At 61.2% G+C, this 17,832-nt stretch carries 13 protein-coding genes; 4 read left to right on the top strand and 9 right to left on the bottom strand.

Going from position 1 to position 17,832, the window contains the following annotated elements; translation table 11 throughout:
* Nucleotides 1–82: 82 nt before the first annotated feature.
* Nucleotides 83–2,005, top strand: coding sequence for an acetyl-CoA hydrolase/transferase C-terminal domain-containing protein (locus tag JIO00_RS28770; protein ID WP_042932481.1), 1,923 nt, complete (start codon nucleotides 83–85; stop codon nucleotides 2,003–2,005).
* Nucleotides 2,006–2,132: 127 nt separating this feature from the next.
* On the opposite strand, the gene JIO00_RS28765 is transcribed toward JIO00_RS28770, so the two are convergent.
* Both JIO00_RS28765 and rep read right to left on the bottom strand, forming a co-directional pair.
* Nucleotides 2,133–2,705, bottom strand: coding sequence for a xanthine phosphoribosyltransferase (locus JIO00_RS28765; RefSeq protein WP_010465159.1), 573 nt, complete (start codon nucleotides 2,703–2,705; stop codon nucleotides 2,133–2,135).
* An 84-nt stretch (nucleotides 2,706–2,789) separates the two neighbouring features.
* Nucleotides 2,790–4,799, bottom strand: coding sequence for a DNA helicase Rep (gene rep, locus JIO00_RS28760; protein WP_010465157.1), 2,010 nt, complete (start codon nucleotides 4,797–4,799; stop codon nucleotides 2,790–2,792).
* A 262-nt stretch (nucleotides 4,800–5,061) separates the two neighbouring features.
* On the opposite strand from rep, the gene JIO00_RS28755 reads away from it, so the two are divergent.
* Complete coding sequence (locus tag JIO00_RS28755; protein WP_200667290.1) at nucleotides 5,062–6,735, top strand: putative bifunctional diguanylate cyclase/phosphodiesterase; 1,674 nt, start codon at nucleotides 5,062–5,064, stop codon at nucleotides 6,733–6,735.
* Nucleotides 6,736–6,843: 108 nt separating this feature from the next.
* Here JIO00_RS28755 and JIO00_RS28750 read toward each other — a convergent pair whose 3' ends face one another.
* Entirely contained in the window at nucleotides 6,844–8,238 is a 1,395-nt protein-coding gene (locus JIO00_RS28750; protein ID WP_200667289.1) for a NorM family multidrug efflux MATE transporter, read from the bottom strand.
* Nucleotides 8,239–8,397: 159 nt separating this feature from the next.
* Here JIO00_RS28750 and JIO00_RS28745 point away from each other — a divergent pair, with 159 nt between their 5' ends.
* Together JIO00_RS28745 and JIO00_RS28740 are read left to right on the top strand one after the other, a co-directional pair.
* The gene (locus JIO00_RS28745; RefSeq protein WP_154502218.1) at nucleotides 8,398–9,318 is read left to right on the top strand and encodes a LysR substrate-binding domain-containing protein; all 921 of its coding nucleotides are present in this window, start codon (nucleotides 8,398–8,400) and stop codon (nucleotides 9,316–9,318) included.
* A gap of 184 nt (nucleotides 9,319–9,502) precedes the next feature.
* Nucleotides 9,503–11,479, top strand: a complete 1,977-nt coding sequence (locus tag JIO00_RS28740) for a methyl-accepting chemotaxis protein (protein ID WP_102595406.1) — start codon at nucleotides 9,503–9,505, stop codon at nucleotides 11,477–11,479.
* A gap of 139 nt (nucleotides 11,480–11,618) precedes the next feature.
* Here JIO00_RS28740 and JIO00_RS28735 read toward each other — a convergent pair whose 3' ends face one another.
* Genes JIO00_RS28735 through JIO00_RS28710 form a run of 6 tightly spaced genes read right to left on the bottom strand, consistent with a single transcriptional unit; the run spans nucleotide 11,619 to nucleotide 17,828 of the window.
* Nucleotides 11,619–13,040, bottom strand: a complete 1,422-nt coding sequence (locus JIO00_RS28735) for a vWA domain-containing protein (protein ID WP_200667287.1) — start codon at nucleotides 13,038–13,040, stop codon at nucleotides 11,619–11,621.
* Between the two features lie 57 nt (nucleotides 13,041–13,097).
* Nucleotides 13,098–13,604, bottom strand: a complete 507-nt coding sequence (locus JIO00_RS28730) for a hypothetical protein (protein ID WP_010465145.1) — start codon at nucleotides 13,602–13,604, stop codon at nucleotides 13,098–13,100.
* A 4-nt stretch (nucleotides 13,605–13,608) separates the two neighbouring features.
* A complete protein-coding gene (locus JIO00_RS28725) occupies nucleotides 13,609–14,340 on the bottom strand; it encodes a hypothetical protein (RefSeq protein WP_200667286.1) in 732 nt (243 codons plus the stop codon).
* 45 nt (nucleotides 14,341–14,385) lie between these two features.
* On the bottom strand, nucleotides 14,386–15,930 hold the full coding sequence (locus tag JIO00_RS28720; protein ID WP_077748589.1) for an SUMF1/EgtB/PvdO family nonheme iron enzyme: 1,545 nt from the start codon (nucleotides 15,928–15,930) through the stop codon (nucleotides 14,386–14,388).
* The gene (locus tag JIO00_RS28715; RefSeq protein WP_010465139.1) at nucleotides 15,920–17,143 is read right to left on the bottom strand and encodes an ABC transporter permease; all 1,224 of its coding nucleotides are present in this window, start codon (nucleotides 17,141–17,143) and stop codon (nucleotides 15,920–15,922) included. The genes JIO00_RS28720 and JIO00_RS28715 overlap by 11 nt, the downstream gene beginning before the upstream one ends.
* A complete protein-coding gene (locus JIO00_RS28710; RefSeq protein ID WP_010465137.1) occupies nucleotides 17,127–17,828 on the bottom strand; it encodes an ABC transporter ATP-binding protein in 702 nt (233 codons plus the stop codon). Before JIO00_RS28710 ends, JIO00_RS28715 begins: the two co-directional genes overlap by 17 nt.
* Nucleotides 17,829–17,832 lie beyond the last annotated feature (4 nt).

Here is a 17,832-nt window from a genome sequence, read left to right as displayed (position 1 = left end):
TTTTCCTTGGGGACTATTCTTTGCAGTAAAGGCCCGGCAAGCTCGGTCCAACCCCAATTCACGGAATGTAAGGGAGGATCAGATGGTGCAGCTGTGTTCTATCGAGCAGGCGGTCGATGACGTATTGGCGCGGTTGCCAGCGCATATCCACATGGGCCTGCCTCTGGGCCTGGGCAAACCCAACCACTTCGTCAACGCGTTGTTCCAGCGCGTCGCGCAACTGCCCGACCGGCAGCTGACGATCTACACTGCCCTGTGCCTGGGCCGCCCGGCCTTGGGCGACGGTTTGCAAAAGCGCTTCCTCGAACCCTTCATCGAGCGGGTGTTTGGCGATTATCCAGAGCTGGATTTTCTCGCCGGACTTCACAAAGACAGCCTGCCGGCCAACATTCACGTCCATCAATTCTTTATGCAGCCCGGCAGCCTGCTGCATAGCGAATCGGCCCAGCAGGATTATGTCAGCAGCAACTACAGCCACGCCGCGCGGGACATCAACGCCGCCGGTTTGAACCTCGTGGCGCAACTGGTGGCCAGCCACGCCGAACACCCGGATCGTCTGAGCCTGAGCTGCAACCCAGACATCACCCTCGATCTGTTTCCGATGATCGCCAAACGCCGGGCGGCGGGAGAGACGATCCTGCTGGTGGGCCAGGTGCACAACGATTTGCCCTACATGCCCGGTGACGCCGAAATAGGTATCGACACTTTCGACCTGCTGATCGACGAGAAGGACAACACCACACTGTTCTCCACACCGAACATGCCCGTGGGTTTCCAGGATCACTTCATCGGCTTGCACGCCAGTACGCTGGTGCGCGATGGCGGCACCTTGCAGATCGGCATCGGTGCCATGGGCGATGCCCTGACCGCAGCGTTGCTGGCGCGTCAGGCCGACAATGCCGGTTACAAGGCGTTGCTGGCGGATATCAATCTCAGCCAGTGGGCGCAGTTGATCGACCGCGAAGGCGGCATCGATCCGTTCGCGAAGGGCCTTTACGGTTGCAGCGAAATGTTCGTCAACGGCTTGCTGGTGCTGGCCGATGCCGGAATCGTGCGGCGCAAGGTCTACCCGGACGTGCCGACCCAGCAACAAGCCAATGCCGGCACTCTCGACGAAGCCGCGCAAACCGATGGCATCTCGGTGCATGGCGGGTTCTTCCTCGGGCCGCGCAGTTTTTACGAGCGCCTGCGCGAGCTTCCGCAAAGCAAGCGACTCGAATTCAACATGACCCGCATCAGCTACATCAACGAGCTCTACGGTCAGGAAGAACTCAAACGCTTGCAGCGCCTGGACGCGCGCTTCATCAACACCGTGTTCACCATGACCCTGCTCGGCGCGGGTGTGGCCGATCAGCTCGAAAGCGGGCGAGTGCTGAGCGGCGTTGGCGGGCAATACAATTTTGTTGCTCAGGGCCATGCGCTGGAGGGCGCGCGGTCCGTGCTGCTGTTGCGCAGCTGGCGCGAGGCGGGCGGTGAGGTCAGTTCGAACATCGTCTGGGAATACGGCCACTGCACGATCCCACGGCATCTGCGGGACATCGTGGTCACCGAGTACGGCATCGCCGATCTGCGCGGCAAGACCGATGCGGCGGTGATCGAGGCATTGCTGAATATCAGCGACTCTCGCTTCCAGCCGGGGCTGATCGAGCAGGCGCAGAACGTTGGCAAATTGCCGAAGAATTTCCGCATCGATCCGCGTTTTGCCGACAACAGCCCGGAGCGTTTGCAGGCGATTCAGGCGTTGCATCCGAATTTGTTTCCGGAGTATCCGCTGGGGTGTGATTTCACTGCGGTGGAGAGGGATTTGTTGCGGTCGCTGAACTGGTTGAAGAGCAAGTTCAAGCTCTCGGAGATTCTGGAGTTGGGCAAGGCTGCGCTGGACGCGCCGGAGCCTGCGGCGTTTCCCGAGCATCTGGAGCGGATGCAGCTGACCAACCCGGAAGGGCTGAAAGAGGACCTGTTTCAGCGGCTACTGCTCACCGGCCTCAAGGCCACCGCGCCATAACAGCCACTCCAAAACCACTGTGGGAGCGAGCCTGCTCGCGAATGCTGAGTATCAGTCGACATCATCGTTGACTGATCCAGCGCTTTCTCGAGCAGGCTCGCTCCCACAAGGGATATGCGGTGTGGCTTTATTCGATGAAGGTCACGACGCCGCCAGCCAGCGACTGCACACGAGCCAGCGACTCAACCCGATAACCTTGGGCATCCAGTTCCGCACGCCCACCCTGGAACGACTTCTCGATCACGATCCCCAAACCGGCGACGGTGGCGCCGGCCTGTTTGATGATCGAGATCAGCGCCTGGGACGCCTTACCGTTGGCCAGGAAGTCATCGATGATCAGCACGCGGTCGCTGCTGGTCAGGTGGCGCGGGGAGATGGCCACGGTGCTTTCGGTCTGCTTGGTGAACGAGTAAACGGTCGCCGACAGAAGGTTTTCAGTCAGGGTCAGTGACTGGTGCTTGCGGGCAAAAATCACCGGCACGCCGAGGTTCAGGCCGGTCATGATCGCCGGGGCGATGCCCGAAGCTTCGATCGTGACGATCTTGGTGATGCCCGAGTCCTTGAACAGCGCAGCGAATTCATCGCCGATCAGCTTCATCAGGGCCGGGTCGATCTGGTGGTTCAAAAAGGCATCGACCTTCAAGACCTGATCGGAAAGCACGATGCCTTGTTCGCGGATTTTCTGGTGCAGTGCTTCCATGAAGCGTTCCTCTACTGGCGCCATGTGCGCCTAGCTTGTCAAAAATGCCTGGTTAAAAAGTGTTCGGTTAAAAAGTGCTCAATTCTAGCGCTTTAACATCGCCCGTATATCCGCCAATGCGGTATTGCCGCGAACGGCTTTGACTTCAACAGGTGTGTCGTCGTTGCCTTCCCACGCCAGGTCGTCCGGCGGCAGCTCATCCAGGAAGCGGCTCGGCGCGCAGTCGATGATCTCGCCGTATTGCTTGCGCTTGGCGGCGAAGGTGAAGGCCAGGGTCTGACGCGCGCGGGTAATGCCAACGTATGCCAGGCGGCGTTCTTCTTCGATGGTGTCGGCTTCGATGCTGGAGCGGTGCGGGAGGATTTCCTCTTCCATGCCCATGATGAACACGTAAGGGAATTCCAGGCCCTTGGAAGCGTGCAAGGTCATCATCTGCACACCTTCAGCGCCGTCTTCCTCTTCCTGCTGACGTTCCAGCATGTCGCGCAGGACGAGTTTGCCGATGGCGTCTTCGACGGTCATCTCGCCTTCTTCGTCTTTTTCCAAGGTGTTTTTCAACGCCTCGATCAGGAACCAGACGTTACCCATGCGGTAATCGGCGGCCTTGTCGCTGGAGCTGTTAGTGCGCAGCCAGTTCTCGTAGTCGATGTCCATGACCATGCTGCGCAGCGCCGAGATCGGGTCTTCGCCGGCGCATTGCTCGCGGACCTTGTCCATGAAGCGCTTAAAGCGTGACAGACGATCAGTGAAACGCGCATCCAGGTGCTCGCCCAGGCCGATTTCGTCGGTGGCGGCATACATCGAGATTTTGCGCTCGGTGGCGTAGTTGCCCAGCTTCTCCAGCGTGGTCGAACCGATCTCCCGGCGCGGGACGTTGATCACCCGCAGGAAGGCGTTGTCGTCGTCCGGGTTCACGATCAGGCGGAAGTAGGCCATCAGGTCTTTCACTTCCTGGCGACCGAAGAAGCTGTTGCCGCCGGACAAACGATACGGAATCTGGTGGTGCTGCAGCTTCAGTTCGATCAGCTTGGCCTGGTAGTTACCGCGATACAGGATCGCGAAATCGCTGTAAGGCCGGTCCGTGCGCAAGTGCAGAGTCAGCAGTTCCACGGCCACGCGCTCGGCTTCGGCGTCTTCGTTGCGGCAGCGGATCACGCGGATCTCGTCGCCGTGGCCCATCTCGCTCCACAGCTGCTTTTCGAATTCGTGCGGGTTGTTCGAGATCAGCACGTTGGCGCAGCGCAGGATGCGGCTGGTGGAGCGGTAGTTCTGCTCGAGCATGACGACTTTCAGGGACGGGTAATCGTCCTTGAGCAGCATCAGGTTTTCCGGGCGGGCACCGCGCCAGGCGTAGATCGACTGGTCATCGTCGCCGACCACGGTGAACTGGTTGCGCGTGCCGATCAGCAGTTTCACCAGCAAATACTGGCTGGCGTTGGTGTCCTGGTATTCGTCCACCAGCAGGTAGCGGACTTTGTTCTGCCATTTTTCGAGGATGTCGGCGTGTTCCTGGAACAGCTTCACCGGCAGCAGGATCAAGTCGTCGAAGTCCACCGCGTTGAACGCCTTGAGCGTGCGCTGATAGTGGGTGTAGACGATGGCGGCGGTCTGTTCCTTGGGATTGCGCGCGTTTTCCAGGGCTTCGGGCGGCAGGATCAGGTCGTTTTTCCACGAGCCGATCATGTTCTTGATCTCGTCGACGCCGTCGTCGCCCGAGTATTCCTTCTGCATGATGTCGGTCATCAAGGCTTTGACGTCGGTTTCGTCAAAGATCGAGAAGCCCGGCTTGTAGCCCAGGCGAACATGTTCCTTGCGGATGATGTTCAAGCCCAGGTTGTGGAAGGTGCACACCGTCAGGCCACGGCCTTCGCCGCCCTTGAGCAGGGTGCCGACCCGTTCCTTCATCTCGCGCGCGGCCTTGTTGGTGAAGGTCATGGCGACGATGTACTGGGCGCGGATGCCGCAGTTCTGGATCAGATGCGCAATTTTGCGGGTGATCACGCTGGTCTTGCCGGAGCCGGCGCCGGCGAGCACCAAAAGAGGGCCGCCGACGTAGCTCACGGCTTCTTGCTGCCGGGGATTGAGTCGGGACATACGAAATCAGGGAGTCGTTAGTGAAATGGGCCGGCATTTTAACAGGCTCAGCGAATTGTGCTGCTCTCTCCGACTTGTGACGCACCACGCTATCTCTATTTGCCGGTTTTGATACTTTCAAGCAGGATGCGCGGTGAATTAGCGGCTAATGTTCGTATTCCAGACACAAACTCACGTTTGATAACTGATGTCATTTGGTCATTGGTTACAGGCGCGGCATAATGCCCGTCGCCTACATCTTTGCAGAGTCTAGGGAGCTAGCTTGTCTACGCCTGTCGAACCCTTGCGTTTGCTGCTACTGGCCGAAGAGCCGGTGTGGGCAGCGTTGTTGCGCGAGTGTCTGGCTCCGATGGGGAGCTCGGCCGTGCTTATCAGCGCGCCGAGCTGGGAGTCGGTCAGCAGTCTGTTCGATGACAACCGCAACGCGGTGTTGTTGACCATTCCAGCACTTCAGCCTCTGCCAGGCCGATGCAGCTTGCCGACAGTGTTGCTGCTCGAGCACGAGCCCCTGACGTCGCCCGATGGTGTGAGCGACTGGCTGGTGCGCGACCATCTCGATGCCGGCATGCTGCGCCGGTGCCTGCGGCATGTGCGCGAACGTGGCTTGCTGGAAAACACCCTGCAACGCCTGGCCGAGCAAGACCCGCTGACTGGCATCGCCAACCGTCAGGGCTTCCAGACCTTGCTGGCCGCGCGTCTGGCGGAAAACGACGGCCGTGGCCTGGCCCTCGGTCACCTTGATCTCGACAACTTCCGTCACGCCAACGATGCCCTCGGCCACCAGGCCGGCGACCGGTTGATCCTGCAAGTGGTTGCGCGGCTGAAAAGCCAGCTTGAGGCCGGCGATCAACTGGCGCGGCTTGGCAGCGATGAATTCGCCTTGCTGATCGACACCCGCCGCGCGCCTCAGCGCGCTGAATGGATGGCCGAGCGCATCACCGAAGCCCTGGCCGAACCTTACTGGGTCGACGGCGAAAGCCTGTTGATCGGTTCCAGCCTGGGCATCGCCCACGCCCGGGCCCAGGCCGGCGCCGACCCGCTGATGTGGCACGCGCACATCGCCATGCAGCAAGCCAAGAGCACTCAGGGCTGTACCTTTCATATCTTCAACGAACGCATCAACCGCAATGCCCGCAGCATGGCCGACCTCGAAAGCGAGCTGCGTAGGGCGTTGCGCCGTGACGAACTGGAGTTGCATTACCAGCCGCGCCTGAACCTTGAGGACGGCCAGATCGTCGGCCTCGAAGCCCTGGTGCGCTGGCGGCATGCCGAGCGCGGTTTGCTGGCGCCCAGCGAGTTCGTGCCGCTGGCGGAGCAAAGCGGTTTGATCGTACCGCTCGGTTACTGGGTGATTTCCCGGGCCCTGCGGGACATGCAGGCATTGCGCGAGCGTGGTTTGCCGGCGCTGCACATGGCGATCAACCTGTCGTTCCGGCAGTTTCAGGACAGCCAGTTGTTGTCGACCCTGAGCCGGCTGATCGCCGAGCGCGGCGTCGAGGCGCAATGGCTGGAATTCGAACTGACCGAAACTGCGGTCATGCGCCGCAGCGATCTTGTTAAACAGACCATGGACGCCCTCGGGCGCCTGGGCGTGCGCTTCTCGCTGGATGATTTTGGCACCGGGTTCTCGTCCTTCGTGCACCTCAACAGCCTGCCGATTGCCTTGCTCAAGGTCGACAAGAGCTTTGTCGGCGGCATGGAAGAGCGGGAAGAGAATCGCAAACTGGTCCACGCGATGATCAACCTGGCGCACAACCTCAACCTTGAAGTGGTGGCCGAAGGCGTGGAGACGGCGGAGCAGCTGGAGTTGTTGCGCGGGTTTGGTTGCGATCAGGTGCAGGGGTATCTGATCAGCAAGCCGCTGCCGTTGGCGGAGTTGGTTGAGTATCTGACGTTTGGCAGCAGCCAGCAGCCTGCTTTCGAAATCGTGAGCTAACCCCGCCCCTGTAGGAGCGAGGCTTGCCCGCGAAGGCGTCGTGTCAGTTAACAAAGATGTCGACTGATGTGACGCCTTCGCGGGCAAGCCTCGCTCCTACAGGGGGTCTCAGTCTGTCTGAGGGACTTTGAAACGCTGTACTGAGGGCTCGCGCCGAATCATCCCTTTCATCTTCCACTCAAACGCCAGCGTCAGGCTCACCGCCGCGCACGCCAGGCCCAGCGCCAATCCCCACCAGACGCCTGTCGGCCCCCAGTTCAAGTTGAACGCCATCCACCACGCCGCCGGCGCACCGATCAGCCAATAGCAACCCAGTCCGACCAGGAACGTGGTCTTGGCATCCTTGAGCCCGCGGATGCAACCCATGGCGATGGTTTGGGTGCCGTCGAACAGCTCGAACCATGCCGCCACCGCCAGCAGGCTCACAGCCAGGTTGAAGACGTCTCGAAAGGCCGGGTCGTTGTGGTCCAGGAACAAGCCGATCAACTGATTCGGCAGGAACCAGAAGACCATGGCAAAACCCAGCATCGCCGCCGCGCCAAAGGCGATTCCCACCCGGCCGGCCAGCCGCGCGTCCAGCAACTGCCCGGCACCGTAGTGCTGGCCGATGCGCATGGTGATCGCGTAAGAAAGCCCCGCCGGAATCATGAACGCCACCGAAACAATCTGCAGGGCGATCTGGTGCGCCGCCAGTTGCGTACTGCCCATGGTGCCCATGCACAGCGCAGCGAATGCAAACAACCCGACTTCCACGGCGTAGGTGCCGCCGATGGGCAGGCCGAGACGCCACAGCTCTTTCAGGTACTGGCGGTTAGGCCTCGACAGACCCTGGCGCAGCGGATACGCATCGTAAGCCGGATGCCGACGGATGTGCAGCGCCAGCGCCACGGCCATCAGGTTGGCGACGATCGCCGTGACCAGCCCGATGCCCACCAGGCCCATTTTCGGCAAGCCGAACATCCCGGTGATCAACGCGTAGTTGAGCAGGAAGTTGGCCACGGTGCCGCCGAGACTGATGACCATCACCGGGGTCGCCCGGCCGATGGCGCTGGTGAAACCGCGCAGGGCCATGAAGCTCAGGTAGCCGGGCAGGGCGAACGGCAGGATCAGCAGGAACTGCCCGGCAGCCTGGACGTTGGTTTCGGTCTGGCCAAACAGCAGCAGCACCGGTTTCAGATTCCACAGCAGCAGGCCGGCCACCAGCGCCATCAACCACGCCAGCCACAAGCCGGCCTGGGTCAGTCGCGCGGCACCGACGATATCGCCTGCGCCCTGACGGATCGCCACCAGGGTGCCGACCGCTGCGATCACGCCGATGCAGAAGATCGACACGAACGAATACGTTGCCGCGCCCAGGCCGCCACCGGCCAGCGCTTCGGGACTCAGGCGCGCCATCATCAAGGTGTCGGTGAGGACCATCAGCATGTGCGCCAACTGCGAGGCAATCAACGGCCCCGCCAGCCGCAGGATGGCCCGGAGTTCGGTACGTGCTGGATGCTGCATGGTCATCACGCCTCGGTTATCGGAGTAAACAGGAGAGAGCCGATTCTCGGCGCTCTGCGGGGTTTTCACAAAGGGATAAAAAGGATGGGTGGCATGAGTCAGACTCATGCTGGCAAGTTTCTGCTAACGTGGCGCAACCGCGCTATAGGAGCTTTCCCAATGTCCCGTCGTCTTCCTCCCTTGTATGCCCTGCGCGCATTCGAAGCGGCGGCGCGGCATAGCTCGTTTACCCGCGCCGCTGAAGAATTGTCGATCACCCAAAGTGCGGTCAGTCGACACATTCGTACCCTCGAAGATCATTTCGCCTGCCGGCTGTTTCACCGCAGCGGGCGCAACCTGCAACTCACCGAGTCGGCGCGGTTGATCCTGCCTGGCATCCGTGAAGGTTTCACCGCGCTCGAACGCGCCTGCAATACCTTGCGCGCCGAAGACGACATCTTGCGCATGAAAGCCCCGTCGACGTTGACCATGCGTTGGCTGCTGGCGCGCCTGAGTCGCTTCCGGCACCTGCAACCGGGCAACGAAGTGCAATTGACCAGTGCCTGGATGGACATCGACACCGTGGACTTCAACCACGAACCCTTCGACTGCGCCGTCATCCTCAGTAACGGGCGTTTTCCTCCGGACTGGGAGGCGACGTTGCTGTTCCCGGAAGAACTGATCCCGGTCGGCGCGCCGAACCTGCTGAAGGACCAGCCGTGGGACGTCGCACGCCTGGCCAGCGCAGAGCTGCTGCATCCAACGCCAGATCGTCGTGACTGGCGCAGTTGGCTGGAGCGCATGGGGCTGTCGGATCAGGTCTCGCTCAAGGGCGGGCAAGTTTTCGACACGCTGGAGTTGGGCATGATCGCGGCGGCCCGAGGCTATGGCGTGTCCATGGGGGATTTGCTGATGGTGGCGGAAGATGTCGCGCAGGGTCGTCTGAGTTTGCCGTGGCCGACGGCTGTCGCCAGCGGTGAGCATTATTACCTCGTCTGGCCGAGAACCCGCCCGGGAGGTGAACGTTTGCGCCGCCTCAGCGACTTTCTGCAAGGGGAGGTCCGGGCCATGGATTTACCGGATGTCGAACGCTTGAGCTGAATCGATGAAGCCCCAGCAATAGAGGCCTTGAGCCATATCCCGGCTATTTACTCAAGTATTCAGGTTTGCCGCCGAAAATCTGCAGGTGGGACCTTCGTGCAGGTCCCCTGTAATTCCTCTAATTAGAATTTTGCTGAGTGTGCATCGTGATCAGGATGATCCGGTCACTTGGCCAGGAGCTGTCATGTCTCAACCTCGTGCTCGGATCGCCTCACAGCTTGGTCTTGCGCTTGCCGTGATACTGGCGATCGTCATCACTGGCAGTACCGTGTTCGCCCTGCGTTCGCTGGACTCCGCCAACCTCGCCACCCGCGAAGAGCACCTGGCCAGTGAAGCCCGGTTGCTGGCCGATCAGTTGAGTACCTTTCACGGCACGTTGCGTGAAAGCACTCAGCGTCTGGCCGGTCTGTTCGAGAAGCGCTTCAGCGCCGGCCTGAGCGTGCACCCGGACGAACCGGTGGCCGTGGCGGGTACGCAGACCCCGGGCCTGCACCTGGGCAGCGAAGTGTTGAACAACAACTTCAAGGAAGTCGACGAGTTCAAGCAGATGACCGCGGGCGTTGCGACGGTGTTTGTGCGCAGCGGCGATGAGTTCATTCGGGTCAGCACAAACGTCAGCAAACAGGACGGCACCCGCGCCATCGGCACGTTGCTCGATCATGCCAACCCGGCTTACGCGCGGTTGATGGCGGGGCAGAATTACGTGGGTCGCGCCTTGTTGTTCGAACGTTTCTACATGTCGCAGTACACCCCCGTACGCGACAGCAGCGGCAAGATCATTGCCGTGTTGTACGTAGGATTCGATTACACCGACGCGCAGAACGCACAGTTTGAGAACCTCAAACGCTTCCGCATCGGCCAGACCGGCTCGCTGGCGCTGCTCGATGAGCAGAAGAAGTGGTTGGTGCCGATTGCGGGTGTGCAAGCGCTGGATCAAGCAGTCCCGGCCATCGTCGATCTGGCGAAAACCCCGGGCAAGGGTGATTTCTGGAGCGACAAGTCCGAAGACTTCTACAGCGTGGCCGTGCCGTTTGAAGGCGGCCCATGGTCGGTGGTGGCAAGCATGCCGAAAGCCGAAATCAGCGCCGTGACCTGGAGCGTCGGCATTCAACTGGCGATCGGCAGTCTGCTGGCGACCTTGATCGCCGTCGGCTCGGCGGTCTGGCTGCTGCGCAGCAAACTTGCGCCGCTGGGTGATCTGGTGCGTCAGGCAGAAGCCCTGGGCGCCGGTGATTTGAGCGTGCGCCTGAGCGTGTCGAGCAACGACGAAATCGGTCAGCTGGCCCGTGCCTTCAACCAGATGAGCCAGGCCTTGTCGACCATGGTCGAGCACATTCGCAAGGCCTCGGTCGAGGTCAACAGCCGTGCACAGGCGTTGTCCGGTCTGTCCGGCGGTGCCTATGAAGGGATGGAGCAGCAGTCGGGCGAAATCACCAGCATGGCCGGTGCCGTGGAAGAGTTCAGCGCAACCTCGCTGAACATTGCCGACAACATGGGCAGCACCCAGCGTCTGGCGCAGGAAAACGCACAGCAAACCCAGATCGGTCGTACCTCGATGGACGAGGCGTCCTCGTCGCTGGAGCAAATCGCTGGCGCCTTGAACAGCACCGCCATCGTGATCAATACCTTGGGGCAGCGCTCCCAGGAAATCGGCGGCATCGTCGGGGTGATTACCTCGATCGCCGATCAAACCAACCTGCTGGCGCTGAACGCGGCCATCGAAGCGGCCCGCGCCGGTGAGCAAGGTCGTGGTTTTGCGGTGGTGGCCGACGAGGTGCGTAACCTGGCTTCGCGTACACGTCAGGCCACTGACGAAATTTCCGGGATGATTCAAAGCATCCAGCAGGAAACCGGCAATGCGATCAGCACCATGGAACAAGGCAATGTGCTGATGCAGGAAGGTTTGTCACGCAACGCCAACGTGGCCTCGGCCCTGGCGCGGATCGATGAGCAAAGCCGCTCGGCGGGCCAGCAATTTGCGGCGATCACCACCGCGACCCAGGAGCAGAGCAGCACCGCGACCTTGCTCAGCAGCAACCTGCAAAGCATTGCGCTGGCAAACAGCGAGCAGCGCGAAGTGGTGTCGAACCTGGCCGTGACCGCCAAAGAGCTGGAGAAGCTGGCGGCGGACTTGCGCCAAGAGGTTGACCGGTTTCGTTGAGGCGTCGCTGAAATAGTCTTCGCGGGCAAGCCTCGCTTCTACAGGGGCATGTGGCGTTCCACTCTTTTGTGAACGACATATCACCTGTGGGAGCGAGGCTTGCCCGCGAAGGGCTCACCTCAATGTTCAGATCAGACGATCAATCACACTTGGCATTGCTCGACACTTCCTTGCTCGCCAGTTTCAACTGCTTGCCCAGCTCCGCCGCATTGGTGCTGCTGTAAACCCGGCCGCCGGTGTTTTCAGCGATGCAACGTGACGGGCCGCCGGCACCGATTTTCACTACGTTGACCCGCAGCCGCGGTTGATCCCTGGCGATTTGGCGGGACACGGCGCATACGTCTTTCTGGCAACCGTCCTCACCGTCGACGAACATCACGATCACGGCGTCGTTATTGCGCCCGTCGACGGTGCTTGCTGCGTGGGCCAGGCTGTCGGCCAGTGGTGTGCCGTCGTTGGGCACCAGGCCTCGAATCCCGTTGATCAGCCGCTGACGGTCGCCAAACTTGAACACGCCCTGGTCCGGCGTTCTTTCGCAGCCGGCGAAGGTGATCAGGCGCGTGTCGATCTTCGGGTCCAGCCCGTTGATCATGCCGGCCAGCGAGTCCTTGGCGACGTCCATGCGGCTCGGTTTGGCGAAGATCTGCGTGGTGCGGTTCACATCCAGGTACTTGTTGAGCTCGTTGCCGAAGAACCAGTCCTCGTCGGCTTTCACAGACTTGATGTTCAAATCCATCGAACCCGAAGTGTCGAGCACCACCACAAATTGCGGGATCTCTGCGTTGGGCGCTTTTTTGCGGCAGGCGAAGTTGTCCAGCGTCGGGGCCGGTGGCGGGGCGGCCACGACCGGTTTTGGTGGCGGGACGGGCTTGGGTTCCGGCACCGGCACCGGCACCGGCACCGGCACCGGTTCTGGCACGGGTTCCGGTTCTGGAACCGGCTCGGGTTCCACGACAGGCTCGGGAACAGGCTCAACCGGTTTCTCGACCGGCGTCACCACTGGCGCTACAGGTGGAACCACGACAACGGGTTCACGGTGCAAGAACCACCAAAGCCACAGCGCCAGAAGCAGCAACAGCAGCGCCAGCAAGGCCGCCGCGATCCACCAGCCGCGACGCGACGGCGGCACTACCGGCACCACTGGAACAACTGGCGGCACGATCGGTTTGGGCGGGCGCTGGTTCCAGCGCACCACCAGCGGCTCGCCGTTGAGGCTGTAGAGTTTATCCAGCTCGGGTGTGCCGAGCAGGCTGCGCAGGTCATCCGCTACGGTGGGCTGACCGCGTTTTTGCAGTTCGTCCGCCAACTGTCCAAGGGACGTCTGACGCACTTCATAGGTTTCCAGCAAACGTCGTTGCGCGTCCTCGTTGAGGTCGGCATAGGGCGTGGGTTGGCCACCCAGTTCAGTCCACCATTCCAGCACGTCACCGCTGCCCATTCGCGGGATGGCGAAGAGGCTGGCGACGGTCGGCGGAAAGTGTTTCTGGATGAGGGCGACTTTGGCTTGCAGCGCACTCATCCCCTCTGGTGTGGCTTGCGCATCCCTGATGACCCGCTGCATGACGACGATTCCTGAAAAGGGTGCAGGCCGCCATCGGCAGGCCTGCGGGGTGAAAAGTTACTCTTCGTAACCGAGGCTGAATTGCAGCTGATTCACTTTCTTCTGCAAGGCCTTCAGTTGTTCCTGCTTGGCAGCCAGCGTCGCGGGTGAGGTCTTGGTCACGGGCGCTGCCTGGGAGGCCTTGAGCTGCTGTTCGAGCCCGGCAATCTGCTTCTGCACCTGGCTTTGGTTGCCATGCCGGGCCTTGAGCGAGGTCAGCAACTGGCCCAGCGACTGGTTCAGCGCTGCCTGGGACTTCTGCTGGCTGGCCAGGTCGGTCTTGGTGCTGAGCTGCTGGGCCTGAATGTTCTCGTACACCTGGCGGAACATCGCGTTTTCCTGGCGGGACGCGGTCAGGGCCAGTTCCTTCTGTTTGACCTGGTCGCTATAACCACCAGAGTAGTCGCAGTTCATCTTGGTCAGCATGCTGCTGTCGCGATTGGTCGCATCGCATTCGCCCGGCTTCGTCGCGCAACCGCTCAGGGCCAGGACGGCGGTGAGGACCGCCAGCTGTCGTAGAGTCATGTGCTTAGCCCAGGGTGATCGCGGAACGCTGGTTGTACAGACCGTCGACTTCCTTTTGCAGGGCGGCGACTTTCTGGTTCATTTTCAAAATGTTCATGTCCACCTGCTTGATCTCGGCACCGGCGCCTTGTGCACGCTCGGCATCCGCCACTTTGGTGTACTCGGTGACCTTGGTGCGCATGTTGCCGAGGTCTTTACGCAGGCGCGCGATGTTCGAATCGATCTCGGCGATTTGCACTTGGGCCTTGGCCTTGTCGACTTTCTTGTTGGCGATGTCTTTTTTGATCTGGGCGATTTGCGCCTGGTCATCATTGATGACTTGCTGAGCGGTCGCGGTACGGGCGATCACGTTCTGGGTGTCTTGCTCGATGTCGCTGTTCATCTTCGCCAGGCGGGTGGTGGTGTCGGAGTATTCGCTGCGACGTTGATCCAGGTAATAGTTCGCGCCCATGGCCACGCCACACGCGGTAATACCGGCGGCGATGGCGCAGACCGCCTTGTTGCTGCTATTGGACAGTGCGCAACCGAGGATGCCGACACCGGCGCCGACCGCACAGGCTTGGTAACCGGATTTGCTGAAAAACTCTGCGTCATTGCCTTGGGTCAGACGCGGGTCGGCCCCCTCGCTGCCACCGAGCATCGAGCTGCCGGTGTTGGCACAACCTGTCAGCAACAGGCTGCCAGTGATGACAAAAGCGATCTGTAGCTTGAAGCGAGTCCAGAGGCTGCGCGACATGGTGAAACTCCTTGGTGACGGTGTTGGCTGTTGTTGTTGAGTAAGTTATTGAGTGACGGTTTTGCAACTGGTCAGCCAGGCATCGGTGTCGATCTTCTGCTTTTGCAGGAAGGTCTTCTGATTGGCCCAGTGGGTGCGCAAATAGGGTTTGAGTTCTTGCAGCTGCTTGTTGCGGGTGATGATTTCTTCCATCACCGGCACCTGCGCTTCCAGCAGCGGCTGGCCATACAAGGTTGCCGATTCCACCAGGCTGCTGGCGTAGTAACGGCTGAGTTTGTGCAGGCGATCCTTCTGCTCGTCGAGCTTGCCTTTGCGCATGTCGCAACTGGCGTCTTTATCGGCGGATTCGCAGTTCAGCTTGTAGTTCTTCTGCAAGAAGTCCACGTACTGGCCGTCGTCGAGCATCTTGGTGCACAGGAACGCACCGAGGTTGAGGCTGGCGCGGATCGCCTGGTCGCGGGTTTCTTCCTGCTGCTGGTTGCTGGCACGCAATTGGTTTTCCAGCGCCTGAAGCTTTTCCTTGAGCGCCTTGTCTTCGACGCCTGAGGCCAGGGTGTTCAGTGACTGAACGGTGCCTTTATCAGCCGACTCGGTTTCCTTGCTGCCGGTGCCGAGTTTCTTCCAGCTGCTTTCAATGCTGGCGACACGCTCGCGGGACGTCAGGGTCGGCGAGACCAGCACCAGTCGCATACCGGTGGTTTTGTTTTTCACCTGGCCTTCGGCGTTGTAGTACGGCTCTTCCTTGCGCAAGCCGGTGCGCAGGTCGGCCTGGGCGGTCAGGTAGTTGCCGCCACGGACCACATAGCCACCGGCCTGGCCGTGCTGGCGGTCGAGTTTGTTCAGGCGGAACGGCTCGAACATCATCTCGTCGACGTTGCCGAGCATGTCGTGCAAGCCCAATGGATTAGGCTTTTGCAGGCCGGACAATTGCAGTTTGCCGTTAGACGATTGCGCCCCGGCGAACCACTCGTAGGCGTTGATACCGTCGGGCATCGGGTAGCGCGTATCGCGGAATTCCGCCGCGCCGACTTCCAGGCCACCGCGCGCCGCGAACTCCCACTCGACTTCCGTCGGCAGGCGCAGGAAGCCCAGTGCGCCGTCTTCTTTCGGCAATTTGCCGGCCGCGTTTTTGCGCAGCCACAGGTTGTATTTGTCGGCCGCTTCGACGGCCTGCACCCAGCTCACGGACACTTGCGGCAGGCGCATTTTGGTGGCGGCGGTGGGGCAGGTTTCTTCGGTCAGCGCGGCGTATTGGAGCTGACTCATCTCGTACTTGGCCATCAGGTAGTAGCGGGATTTGTCATTCTTGGCGCCGGTGAAACTGCCGGCGATGAAGGTCGGCCGGGTCTGTTCGACGTAGCCGTATTCCGCGCCGTCCTGACCGATGTTGATCGGGTAGTCGTCAAGCGGTCCGGCGACCGGAATGAACACCTTGCGAAACACCATCGAGCCTTCGCACGGCATCGGCAGCACGACGTCGCTGGCCTCGGGCATCGGGTTGTAATACTTCTCTTCCCAGCCCGCCGCCGAAGCGTCGAGCAGGTAGCCGAGGCTCAGGGGCAACAGCAAGCCAAAACGTTTATAGCTCACGCAGACTCTCCGCAGGTTGGATGTTGATCGCTCGCACGGCGCCGATCACGGCCACCAGTGCAGCGACCAGAAAGGTCAGGAGCAGGGCGGCGAGGCCGTGCCAGAGTGTGATGTGGCAAACAAAAGTGCCGGTGGCCTGGCTGCTGCCGAGCAGGTAGTCGAACAAATGGCTGCCGACAGCGTAAAAGCCCAATCCACCGAGGTAGCCGGCCAGGCTCAGCACCAGCGCTTGCAAGACCACGAAACCGGCGACCGCCGTGCGTTTGAAACCCAGCAGGCGCAGCACCGCGAGGCTTTTGCGCTTGCGGTCGATGTTGGCCAGGAACGCCCCGACCATCGACGCCACACAGCCGATCAGCGCGGCGAGGGCGATAACCCCGAAGATCAGCCCCAGCACATGGTTGATGGCTTTGACGTTGTCGATGTCGGCCAGTCGGCTTGAAGTTTCGATGTGTTGTTCGTTGAGCCAGCGTTCCAGCGGCGCCACTTGATCGATGTCGCGGGCATAAAGGCGGGCGCGGGCATACAGCGGTTGCAGGTCGCCCAACGGCTTGCCGGTTTCGATGCCGAATGCGCTGACCTGATAACCGTCGCGAAAGCGCTCCAGGTCCAGCAACAACGGAGGGGCAACAAACCCGGCTGCGCGGCCGAAACGAGCGCCGTCGAGTACTGCCAGCACAGTCAGCGTCATCTCGCCGCGCTCGTTGACGCCTTCAAGTCGGCGCAACACGCGCAGTTGCACGCGGTCGCCGACCTTGGCCTGCAAGCGTTGCGCGGCGCGGGCGCTGAGGATCACTTGGTCGCCGGTCGGGTTGAGTTGTGGCAGGTTCAACTGCGGGTCGCCGGGTTCGGTGGCGATGATTTCCGCGCCTTCGACAAACCGTTGCATGCCCATCAGCAAATCTGCCTGGGTGTTGAGCGAGCGGGTCTGGCCGAGGGCAAATCCGGTCTCGGGACGCTGGCGCACCCGTTCGATCCAGGCGCTGTCGTAGTTGCCGTTGCTGAGCATCTTTACTTCAAGGTTGCGCGGGTCGCGCAGCAGTTCGTCCTGCAACTGGCTGACCACCCCGTGCTTGAGGCCGAACAGCAGCAACAGCGGCGCGATCACCGCCACCAGCGAGGCGGCGATGCACAACGACACCTTGCGGTCGTGCCAGAGGTCTTGCAGGGCCAGCGTTGCGAGCAGGCGCAAGCGGTCAGTCCATCGGTTCAAACAGAGTCTCTCCCTGACGGCTGATAGCGCCGAGTCGCGGCAAGCCGAAATCCTTCAGCAAGGCCCAGTCATGGGACACAACGAGCGCACTCAGGCCCATGCTCGACACCAGGCTCATCAACAATTCGAACAAGCGCCGGGCGCTGTGCGGGTCGAGTGCCGCTGTCGGCTCGTCGGCCAACAGCAGCAGCGGTTCATGGGCAATCGCCCGCACGCAGGCCACGCGTTGGCGTTCACCGATCGACAATGCTTGAGGGTGTTTATCCAGCAAGCCTTGCAGGCGCAGCACCTCAACCGCGTGATCGATGTGCGCGCTCTTGACCGGCATGCCGAGCAAACGACGGGGCAGGCTGATGTTGTCGCGCACGCTCAAAAACGGCAGCAAACCGCCGCTCTGCAAAATGAATCCCAAGTGCCGCGAACGCACCGCCGCCAGGGCCGGCTGGTCATCGCTGGCCAGCAATTGTGCGATGTCTTGATCCTGCGTTGCGCCCAGCCGAAAACGCTCGAGCTCTATCGGCGCCAGCAACAGGCCGATGGCTTCGAGCAACGTGCTTTTGCCGCTGCCGCTCTCGCCGGTGATGGCGAGGATTTCCCCGGCACCGACGTGCAGGTGCGGCAGGCGCACATGATGAGCCAGCGCACCTTCTCCTCGGCGCACCAGCAGGTTCTTGATATCGAGCATCGGC

It is taken from the genome of Pseudomonas sp. SW-3, assembly GCF_016615645.1.
Taxonomy (GTDB): domain Bacteria; phylum Pseudomonadota; class Gammaproteobacteria; order Pseudomonadales; family Pseudomonadaceae; genus Aquipseudomonas; species Aquipseudomonas mandelii.
This window is presented reverse-complemented; position numbering and strand designations above follow the sequence as displayed.